The organism is Streptomyces sp. NPDC090032, assembly GCF_044748025.1.
Lineage (GTDB): Bacteria > Actinomycetota > Actinomycetes > Streptomycetales > Streptomycetaceae > Streptomyces.
Genome location: NZ_JBIVFF010000019.1, coordinates 97,422 through 121,156, shown reverse-complemented (window position 1 = coordinate 121,156; position 23,735 = coordinate 97,422). Strand labels below are relative to the sequence as shown.

The following is a 23,735-nucleotide window of genomic DNA, read 5'->3' as shown; positions in this document are numbered from 1 at the left end:
ATCCTGCGTTCTGCTTCACGTCCTCGGGGCTTGCGTGTCGTCCCGGTAGAGGTCGGCCAGCAGGGCGACGGCGGCGTGGGTGGCGGGATGCGGGCTCTGCTGGGGCCAGATGAGGTGGACCGGGACGGGTTCGGTGTCGCGTACAAGGCGATAGGCGATGCCGTCGCGACGGTACTGCGTGGCCGTGGACTGCGGAGTGACGCCGACGCAGCGGCCGGTGGCGATGGCGGCGAGCCAGTCGTCGACGTCCTGGGTGTACTCCACGTCGGGGCGGGCCCCGTCGGGCCACAGGTCCAGAGTGGTGGTTCCGGTGCGGCGGTCCACCACGACGGTGCGCTCGCGGATCTCCGACAGGCGGATGCTGCGGCGTCTGGCCCACGGGTCGTCGGAGGCGAGGGCGAGGTAGCGGCGCTCGTACCCGACCAGGGCGTGAGCGTAGCGCCGGGAGTCGATGGCGGTACGGATGACGGCCATGTCGCACAGGCCCTCGGCGAGCCCGCCGGTGGGGGTGTTGTGGCGGATCAGGTGGAGCTCCACGTCCGGGTAGCGGTCGCGCCAGCGGCGCTGGAACTCGCCAGTGTGCCGCCCCATCGCGGACCAGGCGTGTCCGATGCGCAGGCGGGTGTGACCGGTGGTGGCCCGCCGGACCAGTTCGTCGGCCTCGGCGAGCATGTGACGGGCGCCGGCCAGGACCTCCACGCCGGCGGTGGTGGGGGTGACCGTACGGCTGGTGCGGTGCAGGAGTCGTACGCCGAGGATCCTCTCCAGGGCCAGCAAGGTGCGGGAGACCGACGCCTGGGAGACGCCCAGTTCGATCGCGGCGTCGGTGAAGCTGCCGGTGTCGACGATCGCGACCAGACAACGCAGGTGCCGTAGCTCCAGATCCGGAGAACCATCCATACGTCCAGCGTATAGGTACGCCATCAGATGCATTTTGCGTATGAGGGCGGGAGGCGGATGGTCGCGTCATGGAGACCGACGCTCGCGCGGAGCCGACCGTGACCACCGCACCGCAGGTGACCTCCCCTCGCTGGTCCGGGGTGGCCCTGATGCTGGGCAGCGGCCTGTCCAACCAGCTAGGAGCGTCTGTCGCCGCACTCGCCTTCCCGGTTCTGGGGCCGGTGGGCGTGGTCGCGGTGCGCCAATGGGTGGCAGCCGGCGTGCTGTTGAGCGTCGGGCGGCCGAATCTGCGCACATTCACCGCCGCGCAGTGGCGGCCGGTGGTGGGACTCGCGGTGGTGTTCGCGACCATGAACCTGACGCTGTACATGGCGATCGACCGGGTCGGCCTCGGCCTGGCGGTGACCCTGGAATTCCTCGGGCCGCTCACCGTCGCCCTGGCGGGCTCCCGCCGTCGCGTCGACCTGGTCTGCGCCCTCGTCGCCGGCGCGGCAGTAATGGTCCTCACCCGACCTCAGCCCAGCACGGACTACCTCGGCATCGCGCTGGCTCTGCTGGCCGCCGTGTGCTGGGGGTGTTACATCCTGCTCAACCGCACCGTGGGGCAGCGCCTGCCCGGGATCGGGGGATCGGCGGTCGCCGCACTGGTCTCCGGCGCGCTCTACGTGCCGGTCGGCATCACCGTGCTGTGCCTGCACCGGCCCACCGCGGCCTCGCTCCTGTGCGCCCTGGCAGCCGGCGTGCTGTCCTCCGCGGTGCCCTTCCTCACCGACTTGCTCGCACTGCGACGCGTCCCCGCCCACTTCTTCGGGATCTTCATGAGCGTCAACCCGGTGTGCGCCGCACTGGTGGGCCTCCTGGTACTCGGCCAGCACCTCGACCCGCTGTCATGGACGGCCATCGCCGTGATCGTCGCCGCGAACGCCGCGGCGGTGGGCACGGCAGCGCACCACCCTCCGGCCCGTCGCGGCCACCCGGGCGCCGGGTGAATAGAGTGGGCGGGTGGATCTCAACGCTGTGCGCACCTTTGTCGCGGCTGCGGACGCCGGCCAGTTCCAGGAAGCCGCGGCAGCCCTTTCGATCACCCAGCAAGCCGTCTCCAAGCGCATCGCCGTGCTGGAGAAGTATCTGGGAGTGCGCCTGTTCACCCGCACACCGCGCGGCGCCGAGCTCACCATCGACGGCCAGGCGTTCCTGCCCCACGCCCGTGAACTCCTGAGGGCGGAGGACCGGGCCGACGCCTCCGTGCGCCCCGGCCGGCGCGCCCTGCGCGTCGACGTCATCAACCGGCGGATCTCCGCGGCGGTGCTCCTGCAGGACTTCTATCGCACGCGTCCTGACATCGAGCTCGACGTCGTGACCCTGAACGCCGACGTAGACACGGCGATCGCCGCTGTCGTGGCCGGGACGATCGATGCCACGTTCCACGCGATCACAGTCCCGGAGCATCAGCTGCCGGCCTCGATCAGGACCGCCCGGGTGGTCGACGACGCTCACGAGCTTCTCGTCGGACCCTCCCACGCCCTGGCCGACGCCGACAGCGTCACGCCCGCCCAGCTCGCCGGACACCGTATCTGGATGCCCGGCATGGCACCCGGCACCGAGTGGGCCGACTACTACGACGAATTCGCCGCCGCGTTCGGACTCACGATCGACGTCGTCGGGCCCGTCTTCGGGAACGAGGCGCTGCTGGACGAGATCGCCGACTCCGCCGACCTGGCGACGCTGGTGGGTGAGGGGTCCCGTTATCTCTGGCCCGACAGCTACGACCTGCGGCGCATTCCGGTGCGGAACCCGACGCCCGTCTACCCGATGTCGCTGATCTGGCGCGGCGACAATCGGCACCCGGCGCTCGACGCGTTCCGCGCCCACCTGGACGCGACGCGAGCGAAGACCCCGGACGCCGACGTCTGGGAACCGACTTGGAGAATGCGGACGGCCAGAAGGTCGTGAGACCCGAGGCAGGTGTCCGCCCCTCAGCGGAGTACCACCGTCCGCCTTCCCTTGACGAAGACGCGGCCTTCGCAGTGCCAGCGGACGGCTCGGGCCAGGGCTGCCGATTCCGCGTCGCGGCCGATGGCGGCCAGGTCCTCGGGGGTGTGGCTGTGGTCGGCGCTGATGACCTCCTGGGCGATGATCGGGCCTTCGTCGAGGTCGGCTGTGACGTAGTGGGCCGTCGCGCCGACGAGCTTGACGCCGCGCTCGTGGGCCTGGTGGTAGGGCTTGGCACCCTTGAAGCTCGGCAGGAACGAGTGGTGGATGTTGATCAGTCGGCCGGGCAGCTGCGCGCACAGGCCGTCGGAGAGCACCTGCATGTAGCGCGCGAGGACGACCAGGTCGACGTCGAACGAGTCGATGATTTCCAGGAGTTGGGCCTCGGCCTGGGGCTTGATCGCCGCCGTGACCGGCACGTGGAAGAAGGGGATGTCGTGCCAGGTGACGAGTGCCTCGTGGTCGCGGTGGTTGGAGACGACCGCCACCACGTCGATGGGCAGGTCACCGCTGCGGGTGCGGAAGAGCAGGTCGTTGAGGCAGTGGTCGTAGCGCGACACCATGATCAGCACGCGTCGGCGGGTGCCGACCGGTTCGAGGTGCCACCGCATGGTGAGCGGGGCGGCCACGACGGCGAAATCGTCACGCATGGCCTGCGTGGTGTTCTCGCCGCCGGCTGCGGCGAAGTGCACCCGCATGAAGAAATGGCCGTCCCGGCGGTCGCCGAACTGCTGGTTGTCGATGATGTCGCTGCCGTGGTCGACGAGGAACTGCGAGACGGCGTGCACGATGCCGGGCGCCTCGGGGCAGTCGAGGGTGAGAACGTGCTCGACTGTTGCCGAGGCGGGGTCCCTCGGCGAGGAGGCGGTCGGCGAGGGGGCGGGGGACGCGGCGGAAGCCGGGGCATCAGTCATGGTGTGAGCATTCGGTGACGTTGACGGCGAGGCCGCCACGGGCGGCCTCCTGACATGCGGCCTTCCTGTTCCGGCCGGTGTCGCGCAGGGACGTGCTGACCACGTCGAGACGGTCCGTTGGCGTGAGGTGACCGGGCCGGCGTCGGCGTGAAGTTGGCGTCCGGCGAAGCGCCGGGCCGTCCGCATCGGCCCCACCGTGCGGGAGGAGGGGCCGACGCCGACCGCCTGCACGTCGAAGGGCTCGACGCGGTCAAGGCAGCTCCGGGCCGCGGTATTCGCTCATCGCGTCGATGAGCCAGCGCGCCAGGTAATCGGCGAAGGACGAACGCGGCAGCAGCCGGTACGTCGGCCCGTCGTCGACCTGCCAGAGCAGGAGGGTGATCGGCCCCACCGTGGTCGACACCGCCCGGCCCGGACCGAAGACCCGAGGATGCAGGTCCAGCGGGCAGCCCTTCTCCAGCACCTGCCGGGCGACCGGGCCGCTCAGTTCGAGGGTGGTGCGGTTCGCCGAGACATCGACGACCGACCCCGGATCCGCGGCGAGCGCCTCCCTCAACTCGGCGGCCACAGACGTCGCTTCCGCCCGGGACAGCACGAGCCACTCGTCGGGGCCGAGCCAGAACGCCGTGTGGGCGCCGGATGAGGTGGTCTCGCCGTACTCGCGGGGGAGCGGTGCTCCCAGCGTTTTCTCCAGGCGGGCCGCCGCCGCGGAGGCGGGGCTGACGCGCACGTTCACCATGGTGGCGAAGGGCCGTTCGGTGAGCGTGATGCCGCGGGACCCGGTGACGGCGGCGTCGTTCATGCGCTGCGCCAGGTGCGCCAGCGGGCTCACACGCAGCGCCAACGGGCCGGTCCTCGCATCGTTCTGGGGCTCAGCCATCGCGCTTGGTCCCTTCGGGGTCGTAGAGGACGGAGTCGGTGACCTCGACGGGCACCAGGTCGTCGCCCACCGGGGCGAGCAGGGTCGAGCCGATCCTCGCCCGGCCCCCGGCGACGAGAGCGAGGGCGAAGGGACGGCCGAGGGCCGCGCTGTGGTAGCTGGAAGTGACGTGGCCGAGCATCGGGACCGGCCCGGCCTCGGGCGTCAACGGGGTGTCCTGAGCGATGAGTTGGGAACCTTCGGGCAGCCGCGTCGTACGGTCGGCCGGCAGCAGGCCGACCAGCTGCTTGCGGTCGCTGCGCGCGGTGTCGGCACGCGAGTAGGACCGGTTTCCGATGAAGTCCTTGCGCTGGGAGACCACCCAGTCCATGTTCGCGTCCTGAGGGGTGACGGTGCCGTCGGTGTCCTGGCCGACGATGATGAACCCCTTCTCGGCCCGCAGGACGTGCATGGTTTCGGTGCCGTACGGAGTGATGTCGTACGGCTGCCCGGCCTCGTACACCTGCTCCCAGACGGCCCGGCCGTACCAGGACGAGACGTTGATCTCGAAGGCGAGTTCACCGGAGAAGGAGATCCGGCAGACGCGGGCCGGGATGCCCGAGGCCAGCGTCGTCTCGCGGAAGGCCATGAAGGGGAACGCCTCGGCACGGACGTCGAGTTCGGGGGCCAGTGTCGCGATGACGTCACGTGACTTCGGGCCGACGACGGCGACCGTCGCCCACTGTTCGGTCACCGACGTGCAGTGGACGTCGAGCTCGGGCCACTCGGTCTGCAGCCACTCCTCCAGCCAGTCCAGGACCCCGGCGGCACCGCCGGTCGTGGTGGTCATGAAGTAGCGGTTCTCGTCGAGGCGCAGTGTCACGCCGTCGTCGAAGATCATGCCGTCGGGCTTGCACATCACGCCGTAGCGGGCCATGCCGGGCTTCAGCTTCTTGAAGGCGTTGGTGTAGACGCGGTTGAGGAACTCGCCCGCGTCCGCGCCCCAGATCTCGATCTTGCCGAGGGTGGTCGCGTCCATGAACCCCACGCCCTCGCGGGCCGCACGGCACTCGCGCGCGACGGCCGCGTCCATGTCCTCGCCGGACCGGGGGTAGTACCAGGGCCGCCTCCACTGCCCGACGTCTTCGAACTCCGCGCCGTGGGCGACGTGCCAGCCGTGGATGGAGGTGGTGCGCTCCGGGTCGAAGAGGTCTCCGCGCTCGCGTCCGGCCAGTGCGGCGAAGGCCACGGGCGTGTACGGCGCCCGGTAGGCGGTGGTGCCGATCTCGCCGGGTGACGCGCCCGCGCCGAGGGCCTCGGCGATCACGCCGATCGCGTTGACGCCGGACGTCTTGCCCTGGTCGTTCGCCGTACCGAGGGAGGTGTAGCGCTTGACGTGCTCGACGCCGCGCATGCCGGCGCCGGTGGACCGCCAGACGTCGGCGACGGTGACATCGCGCTGGAGGTCGACGAAGTGGGTGTCCCAGCCGCCGGGTTCGCCGGCGGGGGAGGGCACCAGCCACAGGGCGCGGACATCGGGGCGTGGGTCCTCGGACGCCGCCGCGGGTACCGGGACGGGGAACCCCGCCTCTGTCGCCGCCAGCGCGCCCGCCCGTGCGCCTTCGGCCAGAGCCCCGTCGAGACCGTACGTCCCACGCGCCGCGCCGACGATCTGCTGGTCGCGTACCGTGCCGTCGGGGACGAAGGCGACCAGGTCGTCGTCCCAGCGCAGCTTGCCCTGGCGCTGGCTGTGCAGGTGGACGACCGGGCTCCAGCCGCCCGAGACGGCGAGCAGGTCGCAGTCGAACGCCTCCCCCTCGCCGATGAGTTGACCGTCGGAGTCGAGGGCTTGGACGGTCACGCCCGTGAGACGGGACTCGCCCGCGGTGTCGACGACGGCGCTGCCCGTCAGCACCCGAACCCCGGTCGCCGCGGCGGTCTCGGCGGCCCGCTGGGACAGTTCGGGGCGTGCGTCCACGACGGCGGCGATGTCGATCCCGGCGGCGCGCAGATCGGCGACCGTGTCGTACGCGCTGTCGTTCGTGGTGGCTACCACGGCTCGCCTGCCCGGGGCCACCCCGTACCGGTTGAGATACGTGCGCACGGAAGCGGCCAGCATCACGCCGGGGCGGTCGTTCCCGGCGAAGACCAGCGGGCGCTCGTGCGCGCCGGTCGCCAGGACGACCTGGCGGGCGCGGATGTGCCACAGCCGCTGGCGCGAGACCCCCGAGGACGGGTCGGGGGCATCGGCTCCCAGGTGGTCGGTGCGCCGCTGAAGCGCGAGGACGTAGTTGTCGTCGTAGCTGCCGAACGCGGTGGTGCGCGTCAGGACGGTGACCTCGGAGGCGGCGTCGAGCGACGCGCGGAGGCCGGAGACCCAGTCGAGTTGCGTGCGTCCCGACAGCAGTGCTCCACCGAGATCGGGCTGGTCGTCCACCAGGATCACGCGCGCGCCGGAGTCCGCGGCGGCAGCGGCGGCTGCGAGCCCGGCCGGTCCGGCTCCGACGACCAGGACGTCGGTGTGGACGTACTTCTTGTCGTAGACGGCGGAGTCGGGGGTCGGGTCGAGCCGCCCCATTCCGGACAGGGTCCGTGCGGACAGGCCGTCGTACAGCTCCACGGTCGTCGCGGGGAGCATGCCCTCCGAGTGCGAACCGTCCAGCTGCACCAGGGCGTTGGGCTCCTCGACGCCTGCGGAGACGATGCCGCGCGGGCGCCCGAGGTAGAGCGAAGGGGCGGCTTCCACGATGCCGTTGGCCAGCATGGCGGAGGCGAGGGTGTCGCCGGGATGACCGGTCAACTCCCGTCCGTCGAGGGTGAAGTGGACGAAGGTGGTGCGGTCGACGCGGCCTTCGTCGCCGAGCCGGAACTGCTGGTCGGTCATCGCTGCTCTCCGGCCGGGTCGGTGACGCGGGGTTCGGGACGCGGCTCGTCGAGCCGGTAGGTGGCGAGCACCTCGTAACTGACCGTGTCCCGCAGGGCGTTGAACCACCGGCGGCAGCCGTGGCTGTGCATCCACCGCTCGGCGAAGGGACCCTTCGGGTTGTCGCGGTAGAAGACGTACTCGGCCCACTGCCGGTCGTCGAGGTCGGCGGGGTTCTCGGGGTACGGGACGTGGGCCTGGCCCCCGTAGTGGTATTCGCTCTCGTTGTGCGGACCGCACCATGGGCAGGTGATCAGCAGCATCGCGGTGCCTCCTCTCAGTGGGCCACGGCCGCGGCGCCGTGTTCGTCGATCAGCGCGCCCGTCGTGAAGCGGTCGAGGGCGAAGGGGGCGTTGAGCGGGTGCGCCTCACCCGTCGCGACGGTGTGGGCAAAGGTCCAGCCGGCGGCCGGGGTCGCCTTGAAACCACCGGTGCCCCAGCCGCAGTTGACGAAGAGGTTCTCCACGGGAGTGGCGCTGATGATCGGCGAGGCGTCCGGAGTGACGTCGACGATGCCGCCCCAGGTCCGCAGCACATGCGCACGGGCGAAGACGGGGAACAGCTCGACGGCGGCCGCCATCTGTTCCTCGATCACGTGGAAGGAACCCCGCTGGCCGTAGCCGTTGTACGAGTCGACGCCCGCGCCCATGACCAGCTCGCCCTTGTGCGCCTGGGAGACGTAGACGTGGACGTGGTTCGACATGACGACGGTCGGGTGCACCGGCTCGTGGAGCTCGGAGACCAGCGCCTGGAGCGGGTGGGACTGGACGGGGAGGCGGATCCCGGCCCGTTCGGCGAGCACGCTGCTGTGCCCGGCCGCCGCGAGGCCGACCCGGCCGGCGAGGATACGGCCGCGGTTGGTCTCGACGCCCACGACCTTCTCGCCGTCCTTGAGGAAGCCGGTGACCTCGCAGCCCTGGATCAGGTCGACGCCCATCTCGTCGGCGCGGCGGGCGAGCGCCCAGGCGACGTGGTCGTGCTTGGCGATGCCCGCGCGCGGCTGGAACGTGCCGCCGAGCACCGGATACCGGGTGTCCGGGGAGACGTTGAGGATGGGGCAGACCTCGGCGACCTGGTCCGGGTCGAGCCACTCGGCGTCGACTCCGTTGAGGCGGTTGGCGTTGGCGCGGCGCATGCCTTCGCGGACGTCCTGGAGGGTGTGCGCGAGGTTGAGCACCCCACGCTGGCTGAAGAGGAAGTCGTAGTCCAGCTCCTGCGGGAGCCCCTCCCACAGCTTGAGCGCGTGCTCGTAGATCGCCGCGCTCTCGTCCCACAGATAGTTGGAGCGGATGATGGTGGTGTTGCGCGCCATGTTGCCGCCGGCCAGCCAGCCCTTCTCCAGAACGGCGACATTGGTGATGCCGTGTTCCTTCGCGAGGTAGTAGGCGGTGGCGAGGCCGTGACCGCCCGCGCCGACGATGACGACGTCGTACGAGGAGCGCGGCTCGGGATTGCGCCAGAGGAAATCCGGATGCTCCGGGAGCGGCTCGGCGGTCATGCCGTCTCTCCGTTCGGGTGGGACGGGTGCGGCAGGGGGGACGGGTTGTTGGGCAGGCGGGGGTAGAGGGGGAACGCTCCGGCGAGCTTCTCGACCCGGTCGCGCAGCAGGTCCGCGCGCTCCTCGCTCAGCCGCTCGGGCTTGAGCGCCCCGGCGATGATGTCGGCGACCTCACGGAACTCCTCGGCGCCGAAGCCGCGCGTGGCGAGCGCCGGGGTGCCGATGCGCAGGCCGGACGAGACCATCGGCGGGCGCGGGTCGAACGGCACCGCGTTGCGGTTGACGGTGATGCCGACGCGGTGCAGGCGGTCCTCGGCCTGCTGCCCGTCGAGCGCGGAGTCGCGCAGGTCGACAAGGACCAGGTGGACCTCGGTGCCGCCGGTCAGCACGGTGATCCCGGCCTCGGCCACGTCGTCGCTGAGCAGGCGCCCGGCCAGGATGCGCGCGCCGTCCAGGGTGCGCTGCTGGCGCTCCTTGAACGCTTCGCCCGCCGCCACCTTGAAGGCCACCGCCTTCGCCGCGATGACGTGCTGGAGGGGGCCGCCCTGCTGCCCGGGAAAGACCGCGGAGTTGATCTTCTTGGCGAGAGCGGCCCGGCTGAGGATCACCCCGCCGCGCGGGCCGCCGAGAGTCTTGTGGGTGGTGGTCGTGACAACGTCCGCGTACGGAACGGGACTTGGGTGCAGGCCCGCCGCGACGAGCCCCGCGAAGTGCGCCATGTCCACCATCAGGTACGCGCCCACCTCGTCGGCGATCCGCCGGAACGCGGCGAAGTCGAGGCGGCGGGGGTAGGCCGACCAGCCGGCGACGATCAGCTTGGGCCGGTGCTCGCGCGCGAGCCGCTCGACCTCGTCCATGTCGATACGAAGGTCGGACTCGCGCACGTGATACGGCACGACGTTGTAGAGCTTGCCGGAGAAGTTGATGCGCATGCCGTGGGTCAGATGACCGCCGTGCGCCAGGTCGAGGCCGAGGATCGTGTCCCCCGGACCGAGGAGCGCGAACATCGCGGCGGCGTTGGCCTGGGCGCCCGAATGCGGCTGCACGTTCGCGGCCTCGGCGCCGAACAGGTCCTTGACCCGGTCGATGGCCAACTGCTCGATGACGTCCACGTGTTCACAGCCGCCGTAGTAGCGGCGGCCGGGGTAGCCCTCGGCGTACTTGTTGGTCAGCACCGAGCCCTGGGCCTCCATGACGGCGGCGGGAGCGAAGTTCTCCGACGCGATCATTTCCAGCGTCGACTGCTGACGGAGCAGCTCGGCGTGGATCGCGGCGGCGACGTCCGGGTCGAGCTCGCTGAGCGGGGCGTGGAGTGAAGCGGGAATCGTAGGCGTGGTGATCGACTGGGCTTCCGTTGCCATCTGCGCACCATTCTGAGAGCCGACTAATGAGCAACTGATATATCAGTCTGTGCGGTAAGGTATGGGACCTCGATGGACGGGTCAAGGGGGCCAGCCTCATGCAGCACGTGGCGACCGAGCCGGCGGTCGGTGGAGAGGAACTGTCCCTCGCCGAGCGCGCCTACCGCGCCATCCGCGACCAGCTCGTGATGCTCGACATCCGCCCCGGCGCGCCCATCAACGAGGACCAGCTGGCGCACTCCCTCGGCGTCGGCCGCACGCCGGTGCGCGAGGCCCTCAAGCGGCTCCAGTACGAGCGCCTCGTCACGACCTACCCACGACGCGGCACCTTCGCCACCGACGTCAACATCACCGACCTGGCCCATATCTCCGAAGTCCGCCTGGAGTTGGAGCCCCTGGCCGCCGCACGGGCGGCGCGGCGGGCCACGGCCGAGGACCGTGCGGCCCTGACGGCCGTCCGGCGGGAGCTGGAACGTGTGGACCCCCGGCAGGGCGACGCCGCCGAGCTGATGCACCTGGACCTCAAGGTCCACCGCGCCGTCTACGCCGCCACGCACAACCCGTACCTGGAAGACACCCTGATCCGCCACGACAACCTGGCCACGCGTATCTGGTGCCTGTTCATCGACCGGCTCGCCGACATGGCCGGTCACGTCGAGGAGCACGGGCCGCTGATCGACGCGATCGTCGCCGGTGAGCCGGAAGCGGCGGCCCAGATCGCCCGTGCGCATGTCGAGGGATTCGAACGGGCTGTGCGCGACGCCATCTGACCAGGGTTCGTGCCGCGTCGAGCTGTTCGTCGGCGAGGCCCGCTCGCTGATCGTCGGTCGCGGAGGGGGCTACGGTCCTTGCGTGCTCACTGCTCGGTTCCGCTCACCCGTATCAGTGTCTGCTGCCCGTTGGCCACGAGCTTCCGTGTGCCGTCCTCTTGGACGGCGAAGACCTCCAGCTGACACACGGTCAGGAGGCGTCCGGCCTTGAGGACGGTTCCGACGGCCTCAAGGTGATCGCCGACGGCGGGCGCGACCAGGTTGATCTTGTATTCGACGGTGAGCACTTCGCTGTTCTCAGGCTCAGGAAACAGCGTGGAGGCCGCGTAGCCGCCGGCGCTGTCGGCGATGGCGCTGGTGGCACCGGCGTGGAAGTAGCCGTGCTGCTGGGTGACTTCAGGCCGGGCCGGAAGCGCGATGTGCACGACGCCCGGCGCGATGCGGGTGAGCCGTGCGCCGAGGTGGGCCATGAGCCCTTGCCGGTCGAAACTGGCCCGGATGCGCTCCTGCACCTCGGTGCTCGCCTGTTCCTGCAGCTCATGGCCTTTCACATGTTCTCCTTCATCGGATGTGCGGTTCTGTCTGTGAGCGCTGTGAGCCCATTTGGAGCAGCACACTACAAGTGGGGCGGGACCACGGCGTCGATCAGATGGGGGCCCGGTTCCGCCAGTGCGCGGCGGAGCTGCTCGGCGAGTTCCTCGCAGGTCGTCGCCCGCGATGAGGGGATGCCCATGCCTTCCGCGATCTTGGCGAAGTTCAGGTCGGGGGAGGAGAGGTCGAGCAGCGTCTTCGCGGCAGGGCCAGAGAGGTCGGCGCCGACCCGCAGCATTTCGAGGCGCAGTACGGCGTAGGCGCTGTTGTTGAGGATGACGGTGGTGACGTCGAGGTTCTCGCGTGCCTGGGTCCACAGGGCCGAGATCGTGTACATCGCGCTGCCGTCGGCCTCCAGGTTGATGACCGGCCGGTCCGGGGCCGCGATCGCCGCCCCGGTGGCGACCGGGATGCCCTGCCCGATCGCGCCGCCGGTCAGCGTGAGGACGTCGTGCCGGGGTGCGCCGGCCGTCGCCGCGGGCAGGGCCGCGCCGGACGTGTTCGCCTCGTCCGAGACGATCGCGCCGGCGGGGAGCAGCGCGCCGATGACTTCGGCCCAGTTGTTCGCGGTGAGGGGGCCGCTCGGCAGCGGCGGGCGGTCCGGCTCGGCCAGGGTCGGCAAGGTGTCCGCCGCCACTTGGTCGGCCAGCGCTTCCAGCGCAGCGACCACATCCTGGGAAGGATCGGCGAGGGTGTGCACCTGGGCGCCCTCCGGAACCAGGTCGCTCGGCTTGCCGGGGTAGGCGAAGAACGACACCGGGGAGCGCGTGCCCGCCACGATCAGGTGCTTGACGCCGTCGAGTTGGCGGACGGCCTGCTCGGCGAGGTAGCGGAGGCGCTCGATGGCGGGCAGGCCCGCGCCGCGCTCCAGCCGCGCGGGGAAGGTTTCCACCAGTGCGCGCACACCGGTGGCATTCGCGATGCGGCTGGTCGCGAGGAGCCCGGGCGCACGGCAGGCCTCGCCGCCGATCAGCAGCGCGGCGGGTTCGCCGCTGCGCAGGATGTCGGCGATGGACGACACCGTCTGCGGGTCGGCAACCGATGGCGTACGCAGGGACACCGGTTCGGCGACCAGGCCGCCCTCGTCCCAGGACGCGTCGGCGGGCAGGACCAGTGTCGCGATCTGTCCCGGTGCCTCCATCGACGCCGCTACGGCGGCCGCAGCGTCGGCCCCGACCTCGGCGACCCGGTCGCTGCGCCGTACCCAGCCGCTGACCGAACCGGCCACCGGCTCGATGTCGGACTCCAGTGGGGCGTCGTACTTCTTGTGGTGGGTGGCGTGGTCGCCCACGACGTTCACGATGGGGGTGTGGGCCCGGCGCGCGTTGTGGAGATTGGCCAGCCCGTTCCCGAGGCCGGGGCCGAGGTGGAGCAGGGTGGCGGCCGGCTTCCCCGCGATACGTGCGTATCCGTCGGCGGCCCCGGTGACGGCGCCCTCGAACAGGCCGAGCACGCCCCGCATATCGGGCACGGAGTCGAGCGCGGCGACGAAGTGCATCTCCGATGTGCCGGGGTTGGCGAAGCACACTTCGACACCGGCGCGGACGAGGGTACGGATCAGCGACTGCGCGCCGTTCATGGGCGGCCTCTCCGTCGGGACCGCCCGCGCTGATTGCCAGGGCTGACGGCCGGCGACTGTCTGTTGGGGGTACGCGAGGGGTTGCGTGCGCTGCCTGCGGATACTAAGCGGTCGGTAATCTTGTGTCGAGGTGTTGACCTTGGTGCGCGCCTCGTATCCCGGACTTCGAAGGGGTGGCCCGCGGCGGCGCGGGCGTGCGGACGTAACCTCCCGGTATGTCTCCCGTTCCCGCCGCCGCCCAGGTGCTGGCCATCCTCCGCTATCTCGCAGGCCAGGCCGGGCCCGTACCCGCCGCGGCGATCAGCCGCGACGTCGGGCTCCCCCGCTCGACGACGTACCACCTGCTCGACACCCTGGCGCGCGAAGGCTTCGTCGTGCACCTGCAGGAGGAGCGACGCTACGGACTGGGTGTCAGCGCCTTCGAACTCGCCTCCGGATACAGCAGGCAGGCGCCCTTCCAGCGCCTGGCACGGGTACCGCTGGCGAAGCTCGTCGACAGCACGGGCCACAACGCGCACCTCGCCGTACTCCACGGCCGGGAGGTCATCTACGTGATCGAGGAACGGGCGCCGGGACGTTCCCCCCTGGTCACCGAGGTCGGTGTGCGGCTGCCGGCCCACCTCACCGCAAGCGGCCGGGCGGTCCTTGCGCGTCTGCCGCAGGCACAGGTGCGGGCCCTGTTCCCGGACGCGTCGGCCTTTGTCCTGCGTAACGAGTTCGGTCCCGGCTCGCTGACCGCGCTCCGCCAACTCCTTGTGGAGGTACGCCGACGCGGGTACGCCACCGAGGACGGCGAGGTGACACCGGGCTTCGCGTCCGTGGCGGCCGCGGTCCTCGACCACAGCGCCCACCCCGTCGCCGGTGTGGCGGTCACCTTTCCCGGCGACGAGGTCGGTGCGGAGCAAGAGCGGCGGATCGCCGCGCAGGTGACCCGTACGGCGAACGAACTGAGCCGGCGCATCGGCGGGGTGGCCGACGCAACCGCTCGTACGCAGGTGGCGGGACGCCTCACGTAGAAACCGAACTCCCGCCGCCGGACGGGCCGACGGCGGGAGTTCGGTCTTGTTCGGACCAGGTCGGCCCGTCACATGGACCAGGTCCGGACGGTCACAGGAACCAGGTCCGGACGGTCACAGGAACCAGGTCCGGACGGTCACAGGAACCAGGTCCGGACGGTCACAGGAACCAGGTCCGGACGGTCACAGGCACCAGGTCCGGACGGTCACAGGTACCAGTCCGAACGGTTCAGCTCAGCGGGCCGGTCACCGACTCGGCGGCGGCGAGGGCACCGCCGGTGGCCACGAACTGCACGGCGGCCTCGATCTCGGGAGCGAGGTAGCGGTCGGTGCCGGGGCCCTCGACGTCGCGGCGCAGACCGGCCAGGACGGCCGCCGTGGCGGGCGCGGGGGCCAGGGGGCCACGAAGGTCGAGCGCGCGGGCCGCGGTCAGGATCTCCACGGCCACCACGCGGGTCAGGCCGTCGATGGCGCGCCGCAGCTTGCGGGCCGCGGCCCACCCCATGGAGACGTGGTCCTCCTGCATGGCGCTGGAGGGGATCGAGTCGACCGAGGCGGGCGCGGCGAGGCGCTTGAGCTCGGAGACGATGCCCGCCTGGGTGTACTGGGCGATCATGTGGCCGGAGTCCACGCCCGGGTCGTCGGCGAGGAACGCGTTCAGGCCGTTGTTGCGCGCGACGTCGAGGAAGCGGTCGGTGCGGCGTTCGCTGACCGAGGCGACGTCGGCGACGGAGATGGCCAGGAAGTCCAGGACGCAGGCCACGGGCGCGCCGTGGAAGTTGCCGTTGGACTCGACGCGCCCGTCGGGCGTGACGACGGGGTTGTCGATGGCGCTGGCCAGCTCACGCGAGGCGACCGTCTCGGCGTGCGCCAGCGTGTCGCGGGCGGCGCCGTGGACCTGCGGGGTGCAGCGCAGCGAGTACGCGTCCTGGACCCGCGTGCACTCGGGACCGCGGTGGCTCGCCACGATCTCCGAACCCTTCAGAAGGGCGGTGAGGTTGGCGGCACTCGCACCCTGGCCCGGGTGCGGGCGCAGGGCCTGGAGGTCGGCGGCGAACACGGCGTCCGTGCCGAGCTGTCCCTCGACGCTCATGGCGGCGGCGATGTCGGCGGTGCGCAGCAGCAACTGCAAGTCGTGTGCGGCCATGACGAGTTGGCCGAGCATGCCGTCGGTGCCGTTGATGAGGGCCAGGCCCTCCTTCTCGTGCAGCGTCACGGGGGAGAGTCCGGCGGCGGCGAGGGCGTCCGCGGCAGGCATCAGGTCACCCTTCGCGTCACGCACCTGGCCTTCGCCCATGACGGCGAGGGCGCAGTGGGCGAGCGGGGCGAGGTCGCCGGAACAGCCGAGCGAGCCGTACTCGAGGACGACCGGGGTGATGCCGGCGTTGAGCAGGTCGGCGTAGGCCTGGGCGGTGTCGGGGCGCACGCCGGTGCGGCCGGTGGCGAGCGTCGACAGGCGCAGCAGCATGAGGGCGCGGACGACCTCGCGCTCGACCTCGGCGCCGGACCCGGCGGCGTGCGAGCGCACCAGGCTGCGCTGGAGCTGCGCGCGCAGCTCCAGCGGGATGTGGCGGGTGGCCAGGGCGCCGAAGCCGGTGGAGACGCCGTAGTGGGGCACGACGTCGTTGGCGAGGTTCTCGACCACCTTCCGGCTCTGGGCTATCTCTCCCAGGGCTTCGTGGGTGAGGGTCACGCGGGCCCCGTGCCGGGCGACGGACACGACATCGGCGACGGAGAGGGGGCCGACCCCTACGAAGGTTTCGTTCATGACTCCATCAAGCCCGAAAGCGGAAGGCCTTCGTCAGTGGCTGCGGAGGGTTACTGTCTGGGATTCCAGACAGTTGACCGTTGCGCCGGAGTTCCGTGCTGATCGCGAGTGTGCGGAGTGTCTGTGCGGGGCTCCCGGCTCTTCTCGTACGAGGCCTGCGGCGGGGGTGTCGACCGCTGCCACCCGCCCGGCACGCAGAGGTGACAGCCGATGCTGAGAAGATCAGGGCATGCCGATTGCCGAAGTCTCGCCCGGAATGTCCCTCGCGTACGAGACGTTCGGTGATCCTTCCGACCCACCCGTTCTACTGGTGATGGGGTTCGGTGCCCAGATGATCGCCTGGCACGAGGACTTCTGCCGTGCACTGGCCGCCCGTGGTCGCTACGTGATCCGATACGACAACCGCGACTGCGGCCTGTCCACCAAGTTCGACGGCCACCCCGTCGACATGGGCCGGTTCATCGCCGCCGTGAGCTCGGGAGACATTGCCTCCGCCCTCGCCGTGATGCCGTACACGTTGGCGGACATGGCGGCCGACGGCCTCGACCTGCTCACCGCGCTCGGCATGGAACGCGCCCACGTGGTCGGGACCTCGATGGGCGGCATGATCGCCCAGAAGATGGCGATCACCCGGCCCGCGCGGGTGCTGAGCCTGACCTCGATGATGTCCTCCACCGGCGAACCCGAATACGGCCAGGCCGCTCCCGAGGCCCAAGCGGTACTCCTGAGTCCGAAGCCGGCAGACCGCGAGGGGTACGTCGCAGCGGCGGAGCGGGAACTGGTGTGGGCCTCCCGACGATATGGCGACCCCGCGCTCCTTCGTGAACTGGCCGCCGACAGCTACGACCGCGCGTACTACCCGGCAGGCGTCGGGCGTCAACTCGGAGCGATGATCCTCGACGGCTCGCGAGCGGAGGCACTTCGGCCCCTTCGGCTGCCGACTCTGGTGATCCACGGCCTGGACGACACGCTGATCACCCCGAGCGGAGGGGAACGCACCGCGGAACTCGTACCCGGAGCGAAGCTCCTGCTGATCCCGGACATGGGCCACGACCGGCCGCGGGAGCTCTGGCCCGAGATCATCGACGCGGTGCAGGCGCACACCGCCTGAGCACACGGTCGGGGCAGGGTGGTGTGCCGTGTGGGAGTGCTGCACACAAGCTCTGCTGACGGCAGGAGCGCGAGCGGTGAGCGCGCCGTGCCCAGGCGTCAGGTCGCGGCCGGCCGCCCGTGTCACCCCAACGCGTCCAGCTGCCGGTGCACCGCCGAGGTCGTGCGCGCGGTCTCGCCGGTGGCGAGCAGGTCCAGCATCGCGCCCCGCAGGACCGCGAGTACGAGGGTGCGCTGGGTGAGAGCGGCCTCGGTGTCACGCAGCGCGGCGGACTGGCTGGAGGCGAGCAGCGCCAGCCAGTCGCCGACCGTGTCGCGGGCGAAGCGGGCCCACGGGCCGTCGGGTTCGATGAGGGAACGGGCGTAGCTCTCGACCCACAACGTCAGAAGCCCGCGGTGAGCCTCGTCGGAAAGCCATCGCCACAGCTCCCGAGCGACCGACTGAAGCCCCTGCGACCCGTCCTGTGAGGCGTGGACCTGCTGGATGTGTGCGAGTTCGTCGGCTCTGGCTCGCGCGAGCAGGGCGCGGATCAGGCCGTCCTTGCTGCCGAACAGGTAGAGCAGTACGCGCGGGCTGGAGTGGATCTCCTCGGCCAGCGGACGCAGGGACAGCTCGCCCAGGCCGCTGCGCAGGGCATAGGCGTACGCCGCTTCCAGCAGTTCCTGCCGTCGCGGTGAGGGGGGTGAGGGGGTTGGGGCGGATCGGCTCATCGCGTTAGTCTACTGAAACAGTCGTTTCAGTGAGACAGAGGCGGGAGGCGAGGGCGAAATGGCGCAGCGTGACGTGGTTGTCCGGCCGCTGGGCCGGCCCGGCGACCTGGGCTGGGTGGTGATGGCGCACGGTGAGTTCTATGACCGGGAATTCGGCTGGGACGCCGGCTTCGAGACATTGGTCAGCCGGATCGTCGCCGACTACGCCGAGGAGAAGGACCCCGGTCCGCAGTCGGCTTGGATCGCCGAGGTCGACGGAGCGCGGGCCGGCTGCATTTTCTGCGTCCGCCATGACGACCGGACGGCGAAGCTGCGCCTGCTGCTCGTCGACCCGCACGCACGCGGCCTGGGACTGGGAGCGCGCCTGGTCGAGGAGTGCCTGACGTTCGCGCGGGATGCCGGGTACGAGGCGATCACCCTGTGGACCAACGACGTGCTTGGTTCGGCTCGGCGGATCTACCAGAAACACGGCTTCGAGCTCGTCGACGAAGAGCCCCACCACAGCTTCGGCCACGACCTCGTCGGCCAGACCTGGCAGCGCAGTCTGTAGGGGCCCGCCGTCAGGGGCTGGTGGTGGGGGTGGGGGTTCGGTTCGGTTCGGTCTTCACGTTCGGGTGCTCTCGCAGGAGTCAGTGGTGTGCCGTCATGTGGGCGAGGGTCTGTTCGGCGGAGTCGGGGGCGAAGGCGCTGTCGAGTCCTTCGGCGGCTCCTTCCGCCGCTTCGGTGGAGCGGGGCAGCATCGCGTTCTCGTAGGCGGTGATGGCGTCGTCGATGGTGGGCTGGACGCAGAGGGCGTGCGCGAGGTCGGCGCCGTCGAGCATGGCGAGGTTGGCGCCCATGCCGGAGAAGGGCGACATGACGTGGGCGGCGTCGCCGAGGAGGGTGACGCCGGGGGTGTGGGACCAGGTGTGGGGGACGGGCAGGGCGTACAGCGGACGGTTGGTGTATCCGCAGTCGGTGTCGCTGATGAAGCCGGTCAGGCTGTCGCTCCAGCCGGCGAACTCCTTGAGCAGCAACTGCCGTACGGCGTGGGTGTCGGCCAGGTCGAGGCCGGCCTGCTGGTGCCAGTCCTCGTCGGTGCGCATGCCCAGGTAGATGCGGATGTGGCCGCTGCTGTTGCGCTGGGCGACGAACCCCTGGTTGTTGTCGAGGGCCATCATGGTGCCGTTGCCGGTGAGTTCGGCGAGACGGCGGTGGCGGGTGTCCGCTTCGTCGAGGCCGGTCTCGACGAAAGTGACGCCGGTGTAGACGGGTGTGGCGTCGGACAGCAGGGGCCGTACGCGTGACCAGGCGCCGTCGGCGCCGATGACGAGGTCGGTCTCGATGGTGGTGGCGTTCGTGAAGTGCAGCCTGTGGGTGCCGCCCCCGAGCGGCTCGGCCTTCTCCAGCTTGTGGCCCCACTGGACGGTGTCAGGGGCGAGGGTGTCCAGCAGGATGTCGCGCAGCTGGCCGCGGTCGATCTCGGGATTGCCGTCCGTGGTGTCGGCCTGTGGCGGGACGGCGTCGAAGAGGACCTGGCCGTCGCGGCCGACCAAGCGCATCTGCTGGCCCTCGGGCCGTGCCAGCCTCCGGAAGTCGGCCCACAAGTCGGCTGCGCGCAGGGCGTGTTGGCCCGAGTCGGGGTGCATGTCGAGGGTGCCACCCTGATTTCGGGCAGTGGGTGAGACGTCCAGGTCGTGGACGGTGACCGCTATGCCGCGTCGCTGGAGGATGCGAGCGCAGATCAGGCCGCCGGGACCGGCGCCGATGATCGCGATACGTGGAATGTCAGTGCTCATGACTTACTCCGGAGGTCTCGATGGTTCGGTGATCTGCGGCATGACGGGCTGACGGCATGACGGGGCCGGTCGCCTCGATCACAAAAGCACGCTCACCCAAAAAGTGCAACGACACAACTAAGTTAGTCGAGCAACTTAAGGTATGATCCAAACATGACTGCAACCATCGGCCGCCGCGAGCGGAAGAAGGCCGCCACCCGCCAGTCCCTGGCGGACGCGGCCCTGAGCCTGTTCCTGGAACACGGCTACGACCAGGTGACGCTCCGGGACATCGCCGAAGCGGCCGACGTGTCGACCACGACCCTGCTGAAGCACTTCCCCGGCAAGGAGGCCCTGGTCTTCGACGAGGAAGCGGACCAGGAGGCCCACCTCGTCGCCGCCGTACGCGACCGCGCACCCGAGGAGTCCGTCCCGCAGGCCTTGTGCGCGTACATCAAGCGGACACGCAGCGGCGACAGGAACTCCGACGACCCCCGGTTCGCCTCCTTCGTCGAACTCGTACGGAACACGCCCGCGTTGGACGAGTACGCCCACCGCATGTGGATCCGCCACCAGGGCGCTCTCGCGCAGGTCATCGCCGAAGAGACCGGCGCCGACGACCTGCGCTGCGCCGCGCTCGCGCGCTTCGCACTCGAAGCCTCGGCCCTGGCCGACCGCGCCGGCGATCCCGAGCAAGCCGTCGACGCGGCCTTCGACCTGCTCGAGAACGGCTGGAAAGCCTCCGCGGACACTCCCTGAGACTTGTCCGGACGATCATGCCGGGCTGCTCGGCGGATTTCGGCCCGGGGACGACGGCCGGCCACCCGCCGCTCCCGATGCGCCGCGTTCCCGTGGCACCCGGCGGCGGTGGCGGCGTCGAGCTGCCGTCCGCGCAACTGTCCGCCGGTCGAGCCTCAAGTCGCCTACCGGCCCAGCTTGGTGAACATCTTCAGCATGGCCCGGGCCGTGTTGTCTTCGGAGTCGATCTCGTGGACCTCGGCGCCTTCGAACGTGACGGCCTCGGCGCTGCGGGCGAACATGGCCTGCTCGTACTCGGTGAGGGCGGCCTCGAAGTCGTCGGGGTGCGCGGCGAGGGCCCTGCCGAGCTCGGCGCCGTCGAGCATGGCCAGGTTGGCGCCCTCGCCGTTCGGGGCGGCGAGGTGCGCCGCGTTGCCGAGCAGGGTCACCCCCCCCGGCACCCGGTCCCACCGGTGCCCGGTCGGCAGGGCGTGGAGGGGGCGCAGGACCGGAGGGATGTCGGTGTCGGTGATCAGCGCGGTGAGCTCCGGCGCCCAGCCGCCGAACTCCTGCACGATCCGGGCGGTGGCCACCTCGGCATCGGTGAAGTCGATGGCGGCGAACCATTCCTGCGGCTCGGACAGTCCCACGTAGGCGTGCAGGGTGTCGCCCTTCTCCCGGTGAGCGAAGATCTCCCTGCCCGGCCGAGCCGTGAAGGCCGGGCGCGTGCAAGCCGGTGCCGTGAAGCCGAGTCCGACCGCTGCCCCACGGCACGTCGCCGTCTCAGCTGAAGACGGCGACGTGCTCAGTGGTCGCACGGAGTCGTACGGATCAGTTGATGCCCTGAGCGAGCATCGTGTCGGCGACGCGGATGAATCCCGCGATGGCCGCTCCGGCGACGTAGTCATCCGCGTCACCCGTGTGCGCTGCGGCAACACTCCTAGACGTCGACACCATCGTCTTCGGTGGACCGACCTGGCACGTGCTCGGCGACCGTCTCCTGGCCACCATCGAGCCGATGGTGGCCAGGTCCCCGTTCGTCAGAGCGTCCCACGCCACGATCGTCGCCTCCACCACACTGGGCGAGAACGTGGCCGCGATCGGGGCGGCCTCCCTCGTCCTCGACCAGGCCCTCTCGGCCCAGCCGAGGTCCCTGCTCCTGGGCTGAACGTGGCCGGCCGGAAAACGGATGCGCGTCGGCGGTGCGGTGGTGTGTGATCGAGGTATGGCGATTGTGTTGCGCAAGCCGGGAGTTGACGGGCTGAGCGAGGCTGTGGGTGTGCTGCGCCAGTGGCAGTACGACGGGGCACCGATGCAGCTGCATCCGGGGGACCTGGGCTGGTTCTGGCGGTTCGGCGCCGAGGCGACGGCCGCGGCCGTCCGGACGTGGCGCCGGGACGGACGGATCCTCGCCGTCGGGCTGCTGGACGGGCCCGAGCTGCTGCGGCTGACGATCGCGCCGGACGCCCAGCAGGACGAGGAGCTGGCACAGCAGTTGGTCGAGGACGTGACCGGGCCGGAGCGCGGGGTGTTCACCAAGGGGACGGCGTCCATCGAAGCACCGGTGGGCGCACTGATCCAAGATCTGCTGTTCGAGCACGGCTGGAAAAGCGCCGAGCCGTGGACGCCGCTGCGCCGCGACCTCACGCAGCGGGTGCCTGACGCGGGCGTGCGGATCGACGTGATCGGGCCGGATCAGGCGCACGTGCGGACCGCCGTACAGCGGGCAGCATTCGGGAAGCCGACGTTCACGGACGAGCGCTGGCACGCGATGGCGGGCGGACCGGCGTACGCCGACGCCCGTTGTCTGGTCGCGCACGACGACCTGGGCAACGCGGTGGCGGCGGTGACGGTCTGGTCGGCCGGTGCGGGGAAGCCCGGCCTGCTCGAGCCGTTGGGCGTGCACCCGGACCACCGCGGCCACGGCTACGGCAAGGCCATCACCGTCGCCGCGGCCGCCGCACTCCAGCAGCTGGGCTCGTCGAGCGCAATCGTCTGCACCCCGAGCCTCAACGTCGCCGCCGTCGCCACCTACGCGTCAGCCGGCTTCCGGCAACTCCCCGAGATCAGAGACCGATCCCGAGAAGTCCAGGCCTGAGTTCAGGGCAACAGTCGAGGCCGTCGCTTCGCCGCGACGTCCTCCACCCACCCCACCAGCGGGATCGCCACGGCGATCAGCACCCAGCCGACACCGAACATGAACCACTGGCTCTCCAGCGGCAGGTACTTCTCGAACGCCGGCACGTTCCAGAACCGGTCGATGAGCGGCACCGCGAGGATCAGCGCGATCTCGTGCCAGAGGTAGATCGTCATCGCCCGCGCGTTGAAGACCGACACGATCCGGTCGAGCCGTTCGAAGCGGGCCAGCCACGCGAAGTCGACCTCGAAGTACGCCTTCGAGTACATCAGCAGTGTCACGAACCCGGCCGACCAGAAGGCCTGCGCGAGCGGGATGTCGTCCAGGTCGTAACTCCCGTACTCCACCTGGTGGGTGAGGGCGAACCAGGCACCGTAGGCCAGGGCGGCGAGGGACAGTACGACGACGGGTCCCGGGCGCAGCCGGGCCAGGACGCCGTCACGGTGCGCGATGCCGACGAGCCAGCAGAACAGGAACGTGGCGAAGTCGAGGAGACCGCTGCCGAACCGGTTGTCCGGCGGTTGCCATACGAACTGGAGCACCACGATCGGCGCGACCGAAGCGAGGAGCACCGCCACGGGCGCCCACCGGAACACCTTGAGGAGCAGTGGCGACAGGATGACGAACCACAGGTAGGCGCGCAGGTACCAGAGGATCTCCCAGGCCTGCATGCCCCAGCTGTTACCCGGCGGGTCGCCGAGGGGGACCACCCAGTACACGACCTGCCACCCCGGCATCCAGCCGTGCAGCAGCATCGCTAGGACGACGAAGAGTCCCCAGAGCCAGAAGGGCGGCAGCAGCCGTCGCATCCGGCTTCTGATCACCGAAAGGGCAGGCCGCTCAAGGGACTTGGCCATCAGCGAGCCGGCGAGCGCGAACATGACGCCCATGGAGGGGAAGACGAGGCCCGCCCACACCCAGCCGAAGGTGTGGTAGGCCACGACGCGTATCAGCGCGAGGGCGCGCAGCGTGTCGAAGTAGCGGTCGCGGCCGCCTGCCCGGGGCGCAGATCGTTCGGGCACGGTTTCCCGGTCCGGTTCGGTCACCCGCAGAAGTGCGGTGTCCTGATCCAGGCCCTGCGTCCCTTCAGTGGTTCCGCGCGTTCGGCGGG

22 protein-coding genes and 1 pseudogene are annotated in these 23,735 nt (G+C 70.5%); 9 read left to right on the top strand and 14 right to left on the bottom strand.

The genetic code is table 11. From position 1 onward, the window contains the following. Positions 1-15: 15 nt before the first annotated feature. The gene (locus ACIPWY_RS36135) at positions 16-900 is read right to left on the bottom strand and encodes a LysR family transcriptional regulator (protein ID WP_362908308.1); all 885 of its coding nucleotides are present in this window, start codon (positions 898-900) and stop codon (positions 16-18) included. A gap of 149 nt (positions 901-1,049) precedes the next feature. Here ACIPWY_RS36135 and ACIPWY_RS36130 point away from each other — a divergent pair, with 149 nt between their 5' ends. Then, positions 1,050-1,889 carry an EamA family transporter gene (locus ACIPWY_RS36130; protein WP_401536655.1) on the top strand — a complete coding sequence of 280 codons (840 nt, stop codon included), beginning with the start codon at positions 1,050-1,052 and terminating at the stop codon, positions 1,887-1,889. Positions 1,890-1,902: 13 nt separating this feature from the next. Next, a complete protein-coding gene (locus tag ACIPWY_RS36125) occupies positions 1,903-2,853 on the top strand; it encodes a LysR family transcriptional regulator (RefSeq protein ID WP_362908310.1) in 951 nt (316 codons plus the stop codon). Positions 2,854-2,876: 23 nt separating this feature from the next. Here ACIPWY_RS36125 and purU read toward each other — a convergent pair whose 3' ends face one another. The 6 genes from purU to glyA form a co-directional block, all read right to left on the bottom strand. Continuing rightward, entirely contained in the window at positions 2,877-3,806 is a 930-nt protein-coding gene (purU, locus tag ACIPWY_RS36120) for a formyltetrahydrofolate deformylase (protein WP_362908311.1), read from the bottom strand. Positions 3,807-4,056: 250 nt separating this feature from the next. Then, positions 4,057-4,686, bottom strand: a complete 630-nt coding sequence (locus ACIPWY_RS36115; protein WP_401536628.1) for a sarcosine oxidase subunit gamma — start codon at positions 4,684-4,686, stop codon at positions 4,057-4,059. Then, a complete protein-coding gene (locus ACIPWY_RS36110) occupies positions 4,679-7,549 on the bottom strand; it encodes a sarcosine oxidase subunit alpha family protein (protein ID WP_401536626.1) in 2,871 nt (956 codons plus the stop codon). The genes ACIPWY_RS36115 and ACIPWY_RS36110 overlap by 8 nt, the downstream gene beginning before the upstream one ends. Further along, complete coding sequence (locus ACIPWY_RS36105) at positions 7,546-7,851, bottom strand: sarcosine oxidase subunit delta (protein ID WP_362908314.1); 306 nt, start codon at positions 7,849-7,851, stop codon at positions 7,546-7,548. The genes ACIPWY_RS36110 and ACIPWY_RS36105 overlap by 4 nt, the downstream gene beginning before the upstream one ends. A 14-nt stretch (positions 7,852-7,865) precedes the next feature. Next, positions 7,866-9,086: a sarcosine oxidase subunit beta family protein gene (locus ACIPWY_RS36100; protein ID WP_401536624.1), complete on the bottom strand. Its 1,221-nt coding sequence runs from the start codon at positions 9,084-9,086 to the stop codon at positions 7,866-7,868. After that, on the bottom strand, positions 9,083-10,447 hold the full coding sequence (gene glyA / locus ACIPWY_RS36095) for a serine hydroxymethyltransferase (protein ID WP_401536622.1): 1,365 nt from the start codon (positions 10,445-10,447) through the stop codon (positions 9,083-9,085). Before glyA ends, ACIPWY_RS36100 begins: the two co-directional genes overlap by 4 nt. A 98-nt stretch (positions 10,448-10,545) precedes the next feature. Between glyA and ACIPWY_RS36090 the strand changes: the two genes are divergently transcribed. Beyond that, on the top strand, positions 10,546-11,217 hold the full coding sequence (locus ACIPWY_RS36090; protein ID WP_401536620.1) for a GntR family transcriptional regulator: 672 nt from the start codon (positions 10,546-10,548) through the stop codon (positions 11,215-11,217). Between the two features lie 86 nt (positions 11,218-11,303). Here ACIPWY_RS36090 and ACIPWY_RS36085 read toward each other — a convergent pair whose 3' ends face one another. Beyond that, positions 11,304-11,687 carry a PaaI family thioesterase gene (locus ACIPWY_RS36085; RefSeq protein ID WP_362908413.1) on the bottom strand — a complete coding sequence of 128 codons (384 nt, stop codon included), beginning with the start codon at positions 11,685-11,687 and terminating at the stop codon, positions 11,304-11,306. Positions 11,688-11,833: 146 nt separating this feature from the next. Further along, positions 11,834-13,387 carry an acetolactate synthase large subunit gene (locus ACIPWY_RS36080; protein ID WP_401536618.1) on the bottom strand — a complete coding sequence of 518 codons (1,554 nt, stop codon included), beginning with the start codon at positions 13,385-13,387 and terminating at the stop codon, positions 11,834-11,836. A 215-nt stretch (positions 13,388-13,602) separates the two neighbouring features. On the opposite strand from ACIPWY_RS36080, the gene ACIPWY_RS36075 reads away from it, so the two are divergent. Then, positions 13,603-14,403, top strand: coding sequence for an IclR family transcriptional regulator (locus tag ACIPWY_RS36075; RefSeq protein WP_362908319.1), 801 nt, complete (start codon positions 13,603-13,605; stop codon positions 14,401-14,403). Positions 14,404-14,632: 229 nt separating this feature from the next. Here ACIPWY_RS36075 and hutH read toward each other — a convergent pair whose 3' ends face one another. Continuing rightward, a complete protein-coding gene (hutH, locus tag ACIPWY_RS36070; RefSeq protein ID WP_362908320.1) occupies positions 14,633-16,171 on the bottom strand; it encodes a histidine ammonia-lyase in 1,539 nt (512 codons plus the stop codon). A gap of 229 nt (positions 16,172-16,400) precedes the next feature. On the opposite strand from hutH, the gene ACIPWY_RS36065 reads away from it, so the two are divergent. Beyond that, positions 16,401-17,282, top strand: a complete 882-nt coding sequence (locus ACIPWY_RS36065; RefSeq protein WP_393705317.1) for an alpha/beta fold hydrolase — start codon at positions 16,401-16,403, stop codon at positions 17,280-17,282. 122 nt (positions 17,283-17,404) lie between these two features. Here the strand turns inward: ACIPWY_RS36065 and ACIPWY_RS36060 are convergent, their stop codons facing one another. Continuing rightward, a complete protein-coding gene (locus tag ACIPWY_RS36060) occupies positions 17,405-17,992 on the bottom strand; it encodes a TetR/AcrR family transcriptional regulator (RefSeq protein WP_393705318.1) in 588 nt (195 codons plus the stop codon). A gap of 58 nt (positions 17,993-18,050) precedes the next feature. Between ACIPWY_RS36060 and ACIPWY_RS36055 the strand changes: the two genes are divergently transcribed. Beyond that, positions 18,051-18,542 carry a GNAT family N-acetyltransferase gene (locus ACIPWY_RS36055; RefSeq protein ID WP_362908323.1) on the top strand — a complete coding sequence of 164 codons (492 nt, stop codon included), beginning with the start codon at positions 18,051-18,053 and terminating at the stop codon, positions 18,540-18,542. 79 nt (positions 18,543-18,621) lie between these two features. On the opposite strand, the gene ACIPWY_RS36050 is transcribed toward ACIPWY_RS36055, so the two are convergent. Continuing rightward, positions 18,622-19,770, bottom strand: coding sequence for an NAD(P)/FAD-dependent oxidoreductase (locus tag ACIPWY_RS36050; protein ID WP_362908324.1), 1,149 nt, complete (start codon positions 19,768-19,770; stop codon positions 18,622-18,624). Between the two features lie 153 nt (positions 19,771-19,923). Here ACIPWY_RS36050 and ACIPWY_RS36045 point away from each other — a divergent pair, with 153 nt between their 5' ends. Beyond that, a complete protein-coding gene (locus ACIPWY_RS36045; RefSeq protein ID WP_393705319.1) occupies positions 19,924-20,508 on the top strand; it encodes a TetR/AcrR family transcriptional regulator in 585 nt (194 codons plus the stop codon). Positions 20,509-20,672: 164 nt separating this feature from the next. Here the strand turns inward: ACIPWY_RS36045 and ACIPWY_RS36040 are convergent. Beyond that, positions 20,673-21,191, bottom strand: a pseudogene (locus ACIPWY_RS36040) (FAD-dependent oxidoreductase); the annotation flags it as partial. A 215-nt stretch (positions 21,192-21,406) separates the two neighbouring features. Here ACIPWY_RS36040 and ACIPWY_RS36035 point away from each other — a divergent pair. Beyond that, positions 21,407-21,655 carry a hypothetical protein gene (locus tag ACIPWY_RS36035; RefSeq protein ID WP_393705320.1) on the top strand — a complete coding sequence of 83 codons (249 nt, stop codon included), beginning with the start codon at positions 21,407-21,409 and terminating at the stop codon, positions 21,653-21,655. A 57-nt stretch (positions 21,656-21,712) separates the two neighbouring features. Then, positions 21,713-22,585, top strand: coding sequence for a GNAT family N-acetyltransferase (locus ACIPWY_RS36030; protein WP_393705321.1), 873 nt, complete (start codon positions 21,713-21,715; stop codon positions 22,583-22,585). 2 nt (positions 22,586-22,587) lie between these two features. Here the strand turns inward: ACIPWY_RS36030 and ACIPWY_RS36025 are convergent, their stop codons facing one another. Then, the gene (locus tag ACIPWY_RS36025) at positions 22,588-23,676 is read right to left on the bottom strand and encodes an acyltransferase (RefSeq protein WP_393705369.1); all 1,089 of its coding nucleotides are present in this window, start codon (positions 23,674-23,676) and stop codon (positions 22,588-22,590) included. Positions 23,677-23,735 lie beyond the last annotated feature (59 nt).

Bases quoted from the DNA above. Each gene is read 5' to 3' on its own strand.
- ACIPWY_RS36055 (WP_362908323.1), top strand. From the start codon at position 18,051: ATGGCGCAGCGTGACGTGGTTGTCCGGCCGCTGGGCCGGCCCGGCGAC.
- purU (WP_362908311.1), bottom strand. From the start codon at position 3,806: ATGACTGATGCCCCGGCTTCCGCCGCGTCCCCCGCCCCCTCGCCGACC.
- ACIPWY_RS36105 (WP_362908314.1), bottom strand. From the start codon at position 7,851: ATGCTGCTGATCACCTGCCCATGGTGCGGTCCGCACAACGAGAGCGAA.
- ACIPWY_RS36065 (WP_393705317.1), top strand. From the start codon at position 16,401: ATGCCGATTGCCGAAGTCTCGCCCGGAATGTCCCTCGCGTACGAGACG.
- ACIPWY_RS36075 (WP_362908319.1), top strand. From the start codon at position 13,603: ATGTCTCCCGTTCCCGCCGCCGCCCAGGTGCTGGCCATCCTCCGCTAT.
- glyA (WP_401536622.1), bottom strand. From the start codon at position 10,447: ATGGCAACGGAAGCCCAGTCGATCACCACGCCTACGATTCCCGCTTCA.
- ACIPWY_RS36100 (WP_401536624.1), bottom strand. From the start codon at position 9,086: ATGACCGCCGAGCCGCTCCCGGAGCATCCGGATTTCCTCTGGCGCAAT.
- ACIPWY_RS36030 (WP_393705321.1), top strand. From the start codon at position 21,713: ATGGCGATTGTGTTGCGCAAGCCGGGAGTTGACGGGCTGAGCGAGGCT.
- ACIPWY_RS36130 (WP_401536655.1), top strand. From the start codon at position 1,050: ATGCTGGGCAGCGGCCTGTCCAACCAGCTAGGAGCGTCTGTCGCCGCA.
- ACIPWY_RS36060 (WP_393705318.1), bottom strand. From the start codon at position 17,992: ATGAGCCGATCCGCCCCAACCCCCTCACCCCCCTCACCGCGACGGCAG.
- ACIPWY_RS36050 (WP_362908324.1), bottom strand. From the start codon at position 19,770: ATGAGCACTGACATTCCACGTATCGCGATCATCGGCGCCGGTCCCGGC.
- ACIPWY_RS36115 (WP_401536628.1), bottom strand. From the start codon at position 4,686: ATGGCTGAGCCCCAGAACGATGCGAGGACCGGCCCGTTGGCGCTGCGT.
- hutH (WP_362908320.1), bottom strand. From the start codon at position 16,171: ATGAACGAAACCTTCGTAGGGGTCGGCCCCCTCTCCGTCGCCGATGTC.
- ACIPWY_RS36080 (WP_401536618.1), bottom strand. From the start codon at position 13,387: ATGAACGGCGCGCAGTCGCTGATCCGTACCCTCGTCCGCGCCGGTGTC.
- ACIPWY_RS36090 (WP_401536620.1), top strand. From the start codon at position 10,546: ATGCAGCACGTGGCGACCGAGCCGGCGGTCGGTGGAGAGGAACTGTCC.
- ACIPWY_RS36110 (WP_401536626.1), bottom strand. From the start codon at position 7,549: ATGACCGACCAGCAGTTCCGGCTCGGCGACGAAGGCCGCGTCGACCGC.
- ACIPWY_RS36045 (WP_393705319.1), top strand. From the start codon at position 19,924: ATGACTGCAACCATCGGCCGCCGCGAGCGGAAGAAGGCCGCCACCCGC.
- ACIPWY_RS36135 (WP_362908308.1), bottom strand. From the start codon at position 900: ATGGATGGTTCTCCGGATCTGGAGCTACGGCACCTGCGTTGTCTGGTC.
- ACIPWY_RS36085 (WP_362908413.1), bottom strand. From the start codon at position 11,687: ATGGCCCACCTCGGCGCACGGCTCACCCGCATCGCGCCGGGCGTCGTG.